We start from the raw sequence: 13,324 nt of genomic DNA on the forward strand, positions 1-13,324 counted from the left end.
GTTCGCGTTTCTTGTTCAGGGCTGGCTGGCGACGCCTTGCTCGCGCTGCCAGCCGCCGCCCAGCGCGCGGTACAGCGCGATCCAGGCGGCGAGCCTTTCCTGTTCCAGGCCCACCAGCGAGATCTGCGACGCGAGCAGCGTGCGGCGCTGGTCTTCCAGTTCGATCAGGCTGGCGAGGCCGCTGCGATAGCGCGATTCGGTGGCAATGAAGGAGGCCTGGTAGCCGGCCACCGCGTTGCGCTGGTCGTCGTTGCGGGCGGCGGCGCTTTGCAGGTTGACCAGCGCCTCCTCCACTTCGCGCACGGCCTGCCGCACCTTCGCGGTGTAGAGCGCGACGGCTTCCTGGTAGCGGCCCTGCGCCTCGTCGACGCCGGCGGCGCGGCGGCCGGCGTCGAAGAGCGGCAGGGACAGCGCCAGCGGCCCGATCGACCAGGTCCTGGCGCTGGCGGTGTCGCCGCCGGCGCGGATGAAACCGGCATTGAGCTGGCCGCTGAGCGACAGGCGCGGGTACTGCGCGGCGCGCGCACTGCCGACGTCGGCGCTGGCGGCCGCGACCGCGGTCTCCGCCTGGTAGACGTCCGGCCGCTGCTCCAGCAGCGCGGCCGGCACCGACGGCACCGCGGGCAACGCGAACTGCGCCGGCTCGCGCCAGGCTTCCTGCAGGCGCGCGCGCAGGCGCGGCTCCTCGATGCCGGTGAGCGCGACCAGCGCCTTCACATCGACGTCGCAGCGCGCGATCTGCTGCGTGTTGCGCGCGGAGCCTTCGCTGGCGCTGGCGCGCGCCTGCGCGGCGACGGCGGGCGCGGTGAAGCCGGCGTCGGCGCTCAGCTGCGTGAGGCGCGCCGTCTCGGCGCGCGAACTGGCGTCGTTGCGCGTGACCACCATCAAGCGCTCGCAGGTGCGCAGGTCCAGGTAGCTGGTGGCCGTCTCGGCCGCGACCGACACGCGGGCATCGTGCCAGCCGGCTTCGCTGCCGGCCAGCCGCGCCGAGGAGGCGTCGAGCGTGGCGCGGTTGCCGCCGAACAGGTCGATCTCCCAACTGGCCTGCAGGCTGTTCTGCAGCACGGTGGACGTGGGGAGCGGCGGCGTGGTGTTGCCGCGCGAGACCGAGAGGGTGTCGTCCAGCGTGGGCAGCAGGCTCGCGTTGGCGCGGGTGCGGTTGGCGCGGGCTTCCGCGATGCGAGCGCCGGCGCTGGCGACGGTGGGACTCGCCGCTTCCGCGGCATCGATCAGCTCGACCAGCAGCGAATCACTGAACTGCAGCCACCACTGGCGCAGGTCCGCCATCTTGCCGCCATGCGGCAGCGGTGCGTACCACTGGGGCGGCGTGGGCGCGGCGACTTCGGCGGGCGGACGGGTGACGCTGCAGCCGGCCAGCCAGAGCACGCCGGCCAGCAGCGCCGCAAGGCGCGATAACTTCATGGGTTTCTTCCCCTGGCGAACCCGTCAGCCTACCATCGGTTTGCGGCACGGCCGCGGACGCGTAACGGCATGTAGGGTGCGCAGCTTGCTGCGCACCCTACCGGCCAAGGCCGTCAGCCGAAGACGTGCTGCCAGAGGGCCTGGATCGCCTTGCGCTCCGGCTGCAGCAGTTCCTCCGCCACCTGGGTCGATTCTTCGTTCAGGCGCGCGTGGTGCTGGCAGCGGCGCAGCTCGCGGTAGGCGGACGCCGCCGCCTGGCCGACGCCGGCCGGCAGCAGCCCGACCTGTTCGGCGCGCTGCAGCAGCGCGATGTTGCCGACATTGGGACGCAGCTCGGGATGCGGGCCGGACTGCGACAGCACCAGGAACTGCACGGCGAACTCGGCGTCCACCATGCCCCCCGGGCTGTGCTTCAGGTCGAAGCGGCCGGCCTTCACCGGGTGCGCGCTGCGCACCTTGTCGCGCATGGCGGTGATCTCGTCGTGCAGCGCCTTCACGTCGCGCGGCGCGGTGATCACGGCTTCGCGCACGCCTTCGAAACGCGGACGCAAGGTCTCCAGCCCCAGCACGAAACGCGCGCGCGTCATGGCCTGGTGTTCCCAGGTCCAGGCGGTGTTGCTGCCGCGGCCCTGCTGGTAGTTCTCGAAGGCGTGGAAGGTGGTGATCAGCAGGCCCGAACTGCCATTGGGGCGCAGCGCGGTGTCGATCTCGAACAGGTCGCCTTCGGCGGTCTTGGTCGACAGCCAGTTGATCAGCTTGCGGACGAACGCCGCATACGCATCGGGCGCGCGCTCGTCCTCGTCCTCGTAGACGAACACGATGTCCAGGTCGCTGCCGTAGCCCAGTTCCTTGCCGCCCAGTTTGCCGTAGCCGATGATCGCGAACAGCGGCTCGTCGCGGTGCCGCTGCTTCAGCCGCTGCCAGCACCATTTCGCCGTGACCCGCAGCGTGGCGTCGGCCAGCGCGCTCAGTTCGTCGGCCACCTGTTCCACCGTCAGCACGCCCTCGACGTCGCGCGCCAACGTGCGGAACAACTCCGCATGGTGCGCGCGGCGCAGCAGGTTCAGCAAGGTCTCGTCGTCGTCCTCGCCGGTGATCTGGACCGAGCGGAAGCGGTGTTCCAGCTCGCGCTCGAAATCGGCGGCGCTGAAGCGGTCGGTGAGCAGGCCGTCGCTGGCCAGTTCGTCGATGACGCCCGGGTGCTGCATCAGGTAGCGCGCCGGCCAGCGCGCCGCGCCCAGCACGCGCAGCAGGCGCTCGTGCACCGCGGGCCGCTCCACCAGCAGGGCGAGATAGCTTTCGCGCCGCAGCAGCGGCTCGATCCAGTCGGCCATGCGCAGCGCGGCGTCGTCGGTGACACGCCGCTCTTCCAGCCATTGCGCGGTGCGCGCGAGCAGGCGCGTGAGGCGGGCGCGCGCGTCGTCTCGCAGGGCCACTACGCGCGGATGCTGGCGCCAGTGTTCGACGCGGTAGCGCAGCTGCGCCGGCAATTGCTCCAGCAGCTGGTCGAGGTCCGGCGGCGGCTGGCGGCCGTTGCCGTTGCGCGGCCCGCTGCAGGACTTGCACTCGGTGCTGCCACCCAGCAGCTTGTCGAACTCCTCGGCCACCAGTTCGCGGTGGCCATCCAGTTCGTGCAGGAAGGGGCAGGGCTCGGCATAGCCCATGGTGTGCGCGATCCAGGCGAGGTCGCCATCGTCGTCGTCGCGGCAGCCATTGGGCAGCACGTGCGTCTGCTGGTCGTCCAGGTACTGGATGCGGTGTTCGACGCGGCGCAGGAAGGTATAGGCCGCGGCCAGCGCCTGCGCGGTGGCTTCGGACATCAGGCCCGCCACCGACAGCCGCTGCAGCGCCTGCAGCGTGGGCCGCGTGCGCAGCTCCGGGAACTGGCCGCCGCGCACCACCTGCAGCAATTGCACGGTGAACTCGATCTCGCGGATGCCGCCGCGCGACAGCTTGACGTCATTGGCGCGCTCGGGCCGGCCGGCGGCGCGCTTGGACGCGTGTTCCCGGATCTGGCGGTGCAGCACCCGCAGCGCGTCGAACACCGCGTAATCGAGGTAGCGGCGGAACACGAAGGGCAGGATCACCTGGCGCATGCCCTGCGCGGAGCCGTCCTCGATGGCGGAGCGCGGCGCCACCACGCGGCTCTTCATCCAGGCGAAGCGCTCCCACTCGCGGCCCTGCACCTGGAAGTAATCCTCCAGCGCGCCCAGCGACACGGCCGATGGGCCGGAGTTGCCGTTGGGACGCAGCGCGAGGTCGACGCGGAACACGAAGCCATGCTCGGTCACGTCGCCGATCAGGCCGTAGATGGCCTTCACCGCCTTGGCGAAATACTCGTGGTTGCTGATGCGCCCGCGGCCGTCGGTGCTGCCTTCGGTCTCGCCGTCCTCTTCGTAGACGTAGACCAGGTCGATGTCGCTGGACACGTTCAGCTCGCGCGCGCCCAGCTTGCCCATGCCCACCACCCACAGCTGCGAGCGCCGGCCGTCGGCCGTGCGCGGCGCGCCATGCACCAGGTCGAGGTCGGCGAAGGCTTGGATGCAGGCCGTGTCGAGCGCGAACTCGGCGAGCTCCGTCACCGCGCAGGTGATGGTGGCCAGCGGCGAGCGCTGGTCGCAATCGAGCACGATCAGCCGCTCCATGACCAACTGGCGCAACACGCGCAGCGACGAGGGCACGTCAAATCCGCGTGAACCGCGTAACGCTTCGTAGGCCTGCGCCATGGTGGACCGCGTGGGCGGCCCCGGCGGCAGCAGCGCCAGTTCGCCCGCGTAGCGGCGCCGCAGCCGCTGGGCGAAACGCGAATAGGAGGAAAGCGGCGGCTGCGCCTGCGCGCCCGCGGCCGATGAAACTTCGCCTTCGTGGCCTGATCCCAGCGCAGCGCCGAGGCTCATAATCCTGCAAGTCCCTTATTCGATGAACGCCACACCGACTCGTCCTTCACGGTCGCTCAAGCTGTTTGCCGCGGCCGTGAAGTGGTCGCTTTGGCTGCTGCTGGCCGCTTCGCTCCTGCTGGCAGCGGCATGGGGCGCGCTCCACGCGTGGATTGTGCCGCGAATCGGCGAATTCCGCCCCGCGCTGGAATTGCGGGCCAGCCAGGTCCTGGGGGTACCCGTTCGCATCGGGGGCATGAGCGCCCGCAGCGAAGGCCTCATTCCCTCCTTCGAATTGCAGGACGTCGTGCTGCTGGATCCCAAGGGGCGCGAGGCCTTGCGCCTGCCGCTGGTGGTGGGCGCGCTGTCGCCCCGGTCGGTGTGGAACCTGGGTTTCGAACAGCTCTATATCCACGCGCCGCGCTTGGACATTCGGCGCACCGCGGACGGCCATTTCTTCGTCGGCGGCCTGGATTTCGCGCGCAGCAGCGACAACGCCGGCCGCGCCGCCGACTGGTTCTTCCGCCAGGGCGAATTCGTGATCCAGGGCGGGACGATTTCCTGGACCGATGAAATGCGGCGCGCTCCGACCCTGGCGCTGCAGGAAGTGGATTTCGTCGTGCGCAACCAGGGCCGCGGCCACGCGATCCGCCTGGACGCGACGCCGCCTGCCGGCTGGGGCTCGCGCTTCACGCTGGCCGCGCAGTTCCGCCAGCCGCTGCTGTCGGCGCATCCTGGCCAGTGGCAGCAGTGGAGCGGCGAGATGCATGCGGATTTCTCCGCCGTCGATCTGTCGCAGCTGCGCCACCACGCGGACCTCGGCGTCGACATCACGCAAGGCCATGGCCGGGTGCGGGCCTGGGCCGACGTGGTCCGCGGGCAACTGGTGGGCGGCACGGCGGACGTGGTGCTGGCGGACGTGAACGCGCGGCTCGCGCCCGACCTCGAACCGCTCGCCTTGCAATCGGTCTCGGGCCGCGTCGGCGGCAAGCGCCTGGCCCAGGGTTTCCAGCTGGAGACGCACGACCTGGAGTTCGTCACGCAGGACGGCCTGCGCTGGCCGGGCGGCAACTTCGCGCTGAACTGGACCCCGGCCCAGGGCCAGCAGGCGGAGCGCGGCGAACTGAAGGCCGACCGGCTCGATCTCGGCGCGCTGAGCCAGGTGGCCAGCCGCCTGCCGCTCGGCACGCCGACGCACGCGGCGCTGCAGGCCTACAAGCCGCAGGGCTTGGTGGACACGCTGCAGGCGCGCTGGCAGGGCCCGGTCGGCGCGCTGCAGTCGTATGAAGTGCGTGGCCGCGCGAGCCGCCTGGAAGTGGCGGCGCAGGCGGACCACGCCGGCCACACCGGCATCCCCGGCGTGCGCGGCGCCAGCATGGACTTCGAGCTGACGCAGGCCGGTGGCCACGCCAAGCTCAACATCGCCCGGGGCGCACTCGATTTCCCCGGCGTGTTCGAGCAGGCCGTGATCCCGGTGGACCGGCTGGCCGGCGAGCTGCAGTGGCAGGTGAATGGCCCCAGCATCAACCTGAGCGTCAACAACCTGAAGTTCGCCAACGCCGATGCGGAAGGCGAGGCCCAGGCCAGCTGGCGCACCGGTGACACGGCGAAGGGGCAGCCGCGCTTTCCCGGCACGCTGGACCTGCAGGGCAACCTGGGCCGCGCCGACGGTGCGCGGGTCTGGCGTTACCTGCCGCTGGGCGTGCCGAAGGAAGCGCGCGACTACGTGCAGGACAGCGTGGCCAGCGGCCTGGCCACCAGCACCAAGTTCAAGGTGAAGGGCGACCTGCGCAAGTTCCCCTGGCCGGACAACCGCGACGGCGAGTTCCTGATCTCGGCGCAGGTGAAGGACGTGCAGTTCGCCTATGTGCCGCGCCGCCTGCAGCAAGGGCCGGTGGCCTGGCCGGCGCTGACGCAGCTGGCCGGCGAGCTGGTGTTCCAGGGCGACGGCATGGCGGTCAAGGGCGCGAGCGGGCGGCTGGCCGGCACGCAGCGGCTCGCGTTCAAGGCGAACGCGCAGATTCCCGACTTCCGCCAGACCCGGGTGGACGTGCACGGCGACATCCGCGGCCCGCTGTCCGAGGCGCTGGGCGTCGTCAACAACTCGCCCATCAACGGTTTCGTCAACCAGGCGCTGGCGCACAGCACCGGCAATGGCGACGCCGTCGTCGGCCTGCACCTGGACCTGCCGGTGGACCAGATCGCGCGCAGCCAGGTGCAGGGCACGGTCACGCTGGCCGGCAACGACATCCAGCTGTCGCCGGACAGCCCCGCGCTGGCGCGCACGCGCGGCACCGTGCTGTTCTCGGACAAGGGCTTCCAGGTGGTGGGCGCGACGGCCCGTGCCCTGGGCGGCGACCTGAAGCTGGAGGGCGGCAGCCGCAACGGCAACAACGGCGAAGCCATGGTGGTGCAGTTGCGCGCGCAGGGCACGGCCACCGCCGAAGGCCTGCGCCAGGCGCGCGAGCTGGGCTTCGTCGCGCGGCTCGCGCAGGGCATGCAAGGGTCGGCCGGCTACCAGCTCACGCTGGGCTTCCGCCGCGGCCAGCCCGAGGTGCTGGTCACCAGCAACCTGCAAGGCATGGCGCTGGACCTGCCGGCACCCCTGGGCAAGACCGCCGAAGCGGTGTTGCCGCTGAAGTACGAGACCGCGCTGACGCGCGAGTCGCTGGCCGCGCCGCCAGGCCAGAAGCTGCAGGAGTTGCTGACCTTGGAACTGGGCCGCCTGGGCGGCGTGAGCTACCTGCGCGAACTGGGCCCGGGCGACCCGCAGGTGCTGCGCGGCGCCATCGCGCTGGGGCTGGGGCCGGGCGAGACCGTGGTGCTGCCGGACCAGGGCGTCACGGCCAATGTGCAGCTCGGGAATTTCGACGTGGGCGCGTGGCAACGGGCGCTGACGCGCGTGTTCGGCGCCGAGACCACGACGCCCAACGCGGTCGCGGCCACCGACGGCGCGTCCTCCAGCTCCAGCGGTTACCTGCCCACGGTGGCGGCCCTGCGCGCGCGCCAACTGGTGGTGCAAGGGCGCACGCTGCACAACCTGGTGGCAGGCGCGTCGCGCGACGGCAGCGCCTGGCGCGGCAACGTCACCGCCGACGAACTCAATGGCTATGTCGAATGGCGTCCGGGCCAGAACGGCGGCCGCGTCATGGCGCGGCTGGCGCGCCTGAACATCGCCGCCTCGCAGGCCAGCCAGGTCGAGTCCCTGCTGGACAAGCAACCGGACAGCAGCATCCCGGCGCTGGACGTGGTGGTCGATGAGTTCGAGTTGAAGGGCCGCAAGCTGGGCCGGCTCGAAATCGACGCCGCCAATCGCGGCCCGCGCGATTGGCGTCTCAACAAGCTGGCGCTCAACACGCCCGACGCGCAGTTCACCGCCTCGGGCGCCTGGGCAGCCATGCGTCCTGCCGACCCGCGACGCACGGTGATGAAGTTCAAGCTGGACATCGCCGATGCCGGCGAATTGCTGAACCGCTTCGGCATGCCCGGCGTCATCCGCGGCGGCCGCGGCACGATGGACGGCAACGTCTCCTGGGCCGGCTCGCCGCTGGCGCTGGAGATTCCCACGCTCACCGGCGGCTTCAACATCAACGTCGAGAACGGCCAGTTCCTCAAGGCCGACCCGGGGCTGGCCAAGCTGCTGGGTGTGCTGAGCCTGCAGACCCTGCCGCGCCGGCTGACGCTGGATTTCCGCGACGTGTTCAGCGCCGGCTTCCAGTTCGACTTCGTGCGCGGCGACCTGACCATCGACCAGGGCATCGCGGCGACCAACAACCTGCAGATGAAGGGCGTGAACGCCGCCGTGCTGATGGAAGGCAAAGCCGACATCGCGCGCGAGACGCAGGACCTGAAGGTGCTGGTGATCCCCGAGATCAATGCCGGCACCGCATCGCTGGTCGCCGGCGTCATCAACCCGGCGATCGGGCTCGGCACCTTCCTGGCGCAGATGTTCCTGCGGCAGCCGCTGATGCGGGCCGCGACCCAGGAGTTTCACATTGACGGCACCTGGACCGACCCGCGCGTCACGCGCGTCGGCCGCCAGCCCGCATCGCCAGCCCAGGCCGACGCCAATACGTCACCCACGGCGCGGTGATTGGCCGTCGTGCCACACTGGCATGGAAGGATCTGCCATGAAAATCGCCGCCCTGCAAACCGTCTCCAGCGCCAATCTGGCCGCCAATCTCGACACCGCGCGCCAGCTCCTGGCCGACGCTGCCGCACAAGGCGCCGAGCTCGCCGTGCTGCCGGAATACTTCTGCCTCATGGGCCACCGCGACACCGACAAGCTCGCCGTGCGCGAAGCCTTCGGCGAGGGCGAGGTGCAGGGCTTCCTGGCCCGCACGGCGCGCGAGCTGGGGCTGTGGATCGTCGGCGGCACTTTGCCGCTCGCCGCGGGCGACAGCAGCCACGTGCGCAACACCAGCCTGGCCTTCTCGCCGCAGGGCGAATGCGTGGCGCGCTACGACAAGATCCACCTGTTCAAGTTCGACAACGGGCGCGAGCAGTATGACGAGTCCCGCGTCATCGAGGCCGGCCAGACGCCGCGGTCCTTCACGCTGCCCTCGCGCGACGGCCATGCCTGGAACATCGGCCTGACGGTCTGCTACGACCTGCGCTTCCCCGAGCTGTACCGGACGCTGGGCGCGGACCTGCTGCTGGTGCCGAGCGCCTTCACCTTCACCACCGGCCAGGCCCACTGGGAGCTGCTGCTGCGCGCGCGCGCCGTGGAGAACCTGGCCTACGTCTGTGCGCCGGCGCAAGGCGGCAAGCACGAGAACGGCCGCCGCACCTGGGGCCACTCGATGATCGTCGATCCCTGGGGCGCCGTGCTGGCGCAGCGCGAGGCCGAAGGCGCCGGCGTGGTGTTGGCGGACATCGACGTCGCGCGCATCGCGCAGGTGCGGCAGCAGTTGCCTGCCCTGGAGCACCGCGTCCTGTGAGCGCCTGGTGACCAGCCATTTCGTCCCCGCCACGCCCTTCGGCCGCCGCCGGCTCACCAGCTGGCGGCGCTGGTCGCTGTGGGCGCTGCTGGGCGTGCTGGTCGTGGGCCTGCTGGTCACGCTGGTGTACCTGGCCTCGCGTTACGAGGCGAGCCAGGCGCAGAGCGCGGTGGAGCGCGACGTCGCCGATGCGCTGAGCGACATCCGCTCGGCGCTGACGCGCAACGTCCAGACGCTGCAGGCCCTGCAGGCCGGCCAGTTCAACCGCGAGGAGTGGCAGCAGGAGGCGAACAAGCTGCTGCGCGACAACCGCGAATGGGTGCGCATCGAATGGCGCAGCCCGCAGCTCGCCGTGCTCAGCGCGGCCGACACGCCTTACCGGCCTCCGGTGTTCGCGCGCTTCGAGCGCGACAACTCGCTGCCCGAAGTGCAGCAGGCCTGCACCACCGCCCGCCACATCAGCAGCCCCGCCTACGCGCGCAGCCACTTCGTGCCGCAGGCCGACGGCACCGGCCTGGAGCTGCTGGAGCTGTGCCTGCCGGAGGTGAGCGGCGGCCGCGTCACCGGCTACCTGGTGGCGACCTATTCGCTCGGCGAGCTGCTGGCCAGCCGCATCGGCCCGCAGCTGGGACGCAGCCAGGAGATCTCCTTCACCGAGGCCGACGGCACGCGCCTGGCGATGCACGGCCTCGCGCGGCGCGGCAGCCGCGTTTTCACCGCGCAGCAGCTGCTGGACCTGCCGGGCAGCACGATGGTGTTGCGCATGGACAGCTGGCGCGCCAACCCGGACGTGTTCCCCAACGTGCTGACGGCGCTGGTCACGGTGATGTCGATCGCGCTGGTGACCGTGTTGTTCATGCTGGGACACGACACGCGCCGCCGCCTGCGCGTGGAGCAGGACCTGGCCGACGCGCTGGCCTTCCGCAAGGCGATGGAAGACTCGCTGGTCACCGGCCTGCGCGCGCGCGACCTGGAGGGCCGCACGACCTACGTGAACCCGGCCTTCTGCCAGATGGTGGGCTTCTCGCAGGACGAATTGCTGGGACTGGAGGCGCCCGCGCCCTACTGGCCGCCGGAGCGTGCCGAGGAATACCGCCGGCGCCAGCAGGTGCGCCTGACCGGCGGCAACCGGCCGCCGCGCGAAGGCTTCGAGTCGGTCTTCATGCGCAAGGACGGCACCCGCATCCCTGTGCTGATCATCGAAGCGCCGTTGATCAACGCGCATGGTCTGCAGACCGGCTGGATGAGCGCGGTGCTGGACATCAGCGAGCAGCGCCGCGTCGAGGAGCTGTCGCGCGCCAGCCAGGAAAGGCTGCAGGCGACGGCCCGCCTGGCCACCGTCGGCGAAATGGCTTCCTTGCTGAGCCACGAGCTGAACCAGCCGCTGGCCGCGATCTCCAGCTACGCCACCGGCTCCATCAACCTGTTGGCGGAATCGCCCGCGCATTCGGACGACCTGCAGCTGGCGCTGAAGCGCATCGCGCAGCAGGCCGAGCGCGCCGGCCGCGTCATCAAGAGCGTGCACGACTTCGTGCGGCGGCGCGACCAGGCCCGCGAACCGGTGGCGCCGGCCTTGCTGGTCGACGCCATCCTGCCGCTGGTGAACCTGCAGGCGCGCAAGCTGGGCGTGCGGGTGGAAAGCCGCGTGCCCGAGGACCTGCCGCGCGTGCTGTGCGACCGCACGATGGTGGAGCAGGTGCTGCTGAACCTGGCGCGCAACGCGATGCAGGCGATGGACGAAGCGCGCGTGGCCCAGCCTTCGCTGCTGTTGCAGGCGCGCATCGCCGGCACCTCCGAAATCGGCAAGCGCTGGCTGGAGTTCTCGGTGGCCGACGTCGGCCCGGGCATCCCGGAGGAAGTGAAGACGCAGCTGTTCACGCCCTTCTTCACCACCAAGGCCGAGGGCATGGGGCTGGGCCTCAGCCTCTGCCGTACGGTGGTCGAACAGCACGGTGGCTACCTCGTGTTCGAGCCGAACCTGCCGCAAGGTACGATCTTCCGCTTCACCCTGCCGGCGCAGCCGGCCTTCCCTGCCCGAACCTGATGCAACCCGCTGCCGATGCCACCGTATTCATCGTCGACGACGACGCCGGCGTGCGCGAGGCGCTCGCCTGGCTGCTGCGCTCGCGCCGCCTGCTGTCGGCCGCCTATGCGAGCGCGGAGGAGTTCGATGCCATGCTGGCCACCGGTTTCCGTCCCTCGCAGGCCTGCTGCCTGCTGCTGGACGTGCGCATGCCGGGCATGAGCGGGCTGGCGCTGTTCGAGCGCCTGGCCGAGCGCAACCTGGTGCAGGCGATGCCGGTCATCTTCCTCACCGGCCATGCCGACGTGCCGACGGCGGTGGACATGGTCAAGCGCGGCGCCTTCGACTTCTGCGAAAAGCCGTTCTCGGACAACGCGCTGGTGGACCGCATCGAGGAGGCGCTGCGCAAGTCGGGCGAAGTGCTGGCGGCGCAGCGCGCCAAGGGCGAGCTGCAGACGCGCCTGGCCGATCTCACCGAGCGCGAACGCGACGTGATGGAACTGGTGGCCAAGGGCCTGCCGAACAAGCTGATCGCCGACCAGCTGGCGATCAGCGTGCGCACGGTGGAAGTGCACCGCGCGCGGGTGTTCGACAAGATGGAAGTGAAGTCCGCGGTGGAACTGGCGAACCTCCTGCGGACGCTTTGAAGGCGGATAGCTGGACTTCCGAACGCAAAGGGCGCAAAGGTTGCGCAAAGGGCGCAAAAGGACAGCCGGGAGAAGGTGGAAGTCAAATCTTCATCGGATTTTTTGCGCCCTTCGCTTCCTTTTGCGCCCTTTGCGTTCGGAAGTCCGCCTTCTGTTCCGGATCCTCGTCCCGCGGCGGCTCGCCGCCCTTGCGCCCCGAGAACATCGTCCACCAGACGATGCCGATCAGCAGCGCCATGGCGGTGAAGGCTTCGAGCAGAATCAACAGCATGTTCCGAATCCTGTGGTTGTCCGCCATTGTAGGAATGCTGGCGGCCTGCGGCAGCGTGCCGCTGCCGCCTGAACCCCCTATTCCCACTGCGCCGTCCGCGCCGCGCGGCGCGCCGCCGCTGGCGACGCCCGAAGACGGCGCGCCGCTGCCGCCCGCGCGCATCCAGGGCCGCACGCGCTGGCAGCCGGTGCGCTGGGCCGAGCTGCCCGGCTTCACCGACGACGCTCTCAACGAAGCGTGGAACGCCTGGATTCGCGGCTGCGAGCGGCCGGTGCCGGCGCTCGCCAGGTTGTGCCCCGAAGTGCGCCAGCTTTCCATCGGCACGCCCGAGGAACAGCGCGCCTGGATGATGCAGCGGCTGCAGCCGTACCGCGTCGAGCCGCTGGCCGGCAACGAGTCGCTGCTTACTGGTTACTACGAGCCGCAGCTGGATGCGAGCCGCATGCCGACCGCGGCGCAGCAGGTGCCGCTGTACCGCCCGCCCGCGGACCTCGCGACGCGCCGGCCCTGGTATTCGCGGCAGGACATCGACACCGCGCCGCAGGCGCGCGCGGCACTGCGCGGGCGCGAGATCGCCTACGTCGCCGACCCGCTGGACGCGCTGGCGCTGCAGATCCAGGGCTCGGGGCGGCTGCGCATCACCGAGGCCGATGGCCGCGTCAGCAATGTGCGTCTCGCCTTCGCCGGCAGCAACGAGCAGCCTTATCGCAGCGTCGGCGGCTGGCTGCTCCAGCAGGGCGCGACGCGCGACGCCTCCTGGCCCGGCATCAAGGCCTGGGCCCGCGCCAATCCGCAGCGCTTGAACGAGCTGCTGTGGAGCAATCCGCGCGTGACCTTCTTCCGCGAGGAACCGCTGTCGGAGTTCGATGCGGCCTTCGGTCCGCGCGGCGCGCAGGGCGTGGCGCTGACGCCGGGGCGCTCCGTCGCGATCGAGAAGGACAGCCTGCCTTATGGCACGCCGCTGTGGCTGTCCTCGCCGGGGCCGCTGCTGAACCTGAACCGGCTGGTGTTCGCGCAGGACACGGGCACGGCGATCGTGGGCCCGCTGCGGGCGGACTACTTCGTCGGCTGGGGCGACCAGGCGGGGGAGGTCGCGGGCCGCTTGAAGCAGCCGCTGGCTCTGTGGGTGTTGTGGCCGCGCTGAG

General features: G+C 70.7%; 8 protein-coding genes. 5 read left to right on the plus strand and 3 right to left on the minus strand.

Going from position 1 to position 13,324, the window contains the following annotated elements; translation table 11 throughout:
- Positions 1 to 15 precede the first annotated feature (15 nt).
- Positions 16 to 1,422, minus strand: coding sequence for an efflux transporter outer membrane subunit (locus HHL11_RS03140; protein ID WP_169416986.1), 1,407 nt, complete (start codon positions 1,420 to 1,422; stop codon positions 16 to 18).
- Between the two features lie 113 nt (positions 1,423 to 1,535).
- Complete coding sequence (glnE, locus tag HHL11_RS03145; protein ID WP_169416987.1) at positions 1,536 to 4,319, minus strand: bifunctional [glutamate--ammonia ligase]-adenylyl-L-tyrosine phosphorylase/[glutamate--ammonia-ligase] adenylyltransferase; 2,784 nt, start codon at positions 4,317 to 4,319, stop codon at positions 1,536 to 1,538.
- Between the two features lie 22 nt (positions 4,320 to 4,341).
- Here glnE and HHL11_RS03150 point away from each other — a divergent pair, with 22 nt between their 5' ends.
- From HHL11_RS03150 to HHL11_RS03165, 4 genes are read left to right on the plus strand one after another with little or no spacing between them, the layout of a single operon-like run.
- Positions 4,342 to 8,391 carry a YhdP family protein gene (locus HHL11_RS03150; RefSeq protein WP_169416988.1) on the plus strand — a complete coding sequence of 1,350 codons (4,050 nt, stop codon included), beginning with the start codon at positions 4,342 to 4,344 and terminating at the stop codon, positions 8,389 to 8,391.
- A gap of 37 nt (positions 8,392 to 8,428) precedes the next feature.
- Positions 8,429 to 9,238: a carbon-nitrogen hydrolase family protein gene (locus HHL11_RS03155; protein WP_169416989.1), complete on the plus strand. Its 810-nt coding sequence runs from the start codon at positions 8,429 to 8,431 to the stop codon at positions 9,236 to 9,238.
- A 7-nt stretch (positions 9,239 to 9,245) separates the two neighbouring features.
- Positions 9,246 to 11,282: a two-component system sensor histidine kinase NtrB gene (locus tag HHL11_RS03160; protein ID WP_342593167.1), complete on the plus strand. Its 2,037-nt coding sequence runs from the start codon at positions 9,246 to 9,248 to the stop codon at positions 11,280 to 11,282.
- Positions 11,282 to 11,908 (plus strand): response regulator transcription factor, encoded by a 627-nt coding sequence (locus HHL11_RS03165; RefSeq protein WP_169416990.1) that lies wholly within the window; start codon positions 11,282 to 11,284, stop codon positions 11,906 to 11,908. Before HHL11_RS03160 ends, HHL11_RS03165 begins: the two co-directional genes overlap by 1 nt.
- A gap of 82 nt (positions 11,909 to 11,990) precedes the next feature.
- Here HHL11_RS03165 and HHL11_RS03170 read toward each other — a convergent pair whose 3' ends face one another.
- Positions 11,991 to 12,179 (minus strand): hypothetical protein, encoded by a 189-nt coding sequence (locus HHL11_RS03170; protein ID WP_169416338.1) that lies wholly within the window; start codon positions 12,177 to 12,179, stop codon positions 11,991 to 11,993.
- Here HHL11_RS03170 and mltA point away from each other — a divergent pair.
- Complete coding sequence (gene mltA, locus HHL11_RS03175) at positions 12,112 to 13,323, plus strand: murein transglycosylase A (RefSeq protein ID WP_425355202.1); 1,212 nt, start codon at positions 12,112 to 12,114, stop codon at positions 13,321 to 13,323. The genes HHL11_RS03170 and mltA overlap by 68 nt on opposite strands.
- Position 13,324: the final 1 nt, after the last annotated feature.

Origin of the sequence: Ramlibacter agri, assembly GCF_012927085.1 — a bacterium.
Taxonomy (GTDB): Bacteria; Pseudomonadota; Gammaproteobacteria; order Burkholderiales; family Burkholderiaceae_C; genus Ramlibacter; species Ramlibacter agri.

Coding starts and splice junctions, on each gene's coding strand:
- HHL11_RS03140 (WP_169416986.1), bottom strand. CDS start 1,422: ATGAAGTTATCGCGCCTTGCGGCGCTGCTGGCCGGCGTGCTCTGGCTG.
- HHL11_RS03165 (WP_169416990.1), top strand. CDS start 11,282: ATGCAACCCGCTGCCGATGCCACCGTATTCATCGTCGACGACGACGCC.
- HHL11_RS03150 (WP_169416988.1), top strand. CDS start 4,342: ATGAACGCCACACCGACTCGTCCTTCACGGTCGCTCAAGCTGTTTGCC.
- HHL11_RS03155 (WP_169416989.1), top strand. CDS start 8,429: ATGAAAATCGCCGCCCTGCAAACCGTCTCCAGCGCCAATCTGGCCGCC.
- glnE (WP_169416987.1), bottom strand. CDS start 4,319: ATGAGCCTCGGCGCTGCGCTGGGATCAGGCCACGAAGGCGAAGTTTCA.
- HHL11_RS03170 (WP_169416338.1), bottom strand. CDS start 12,179: ATGCTGTTGATTCTGCTCGAAGCCTTCACCGCCATGGCGCTGCTGATC.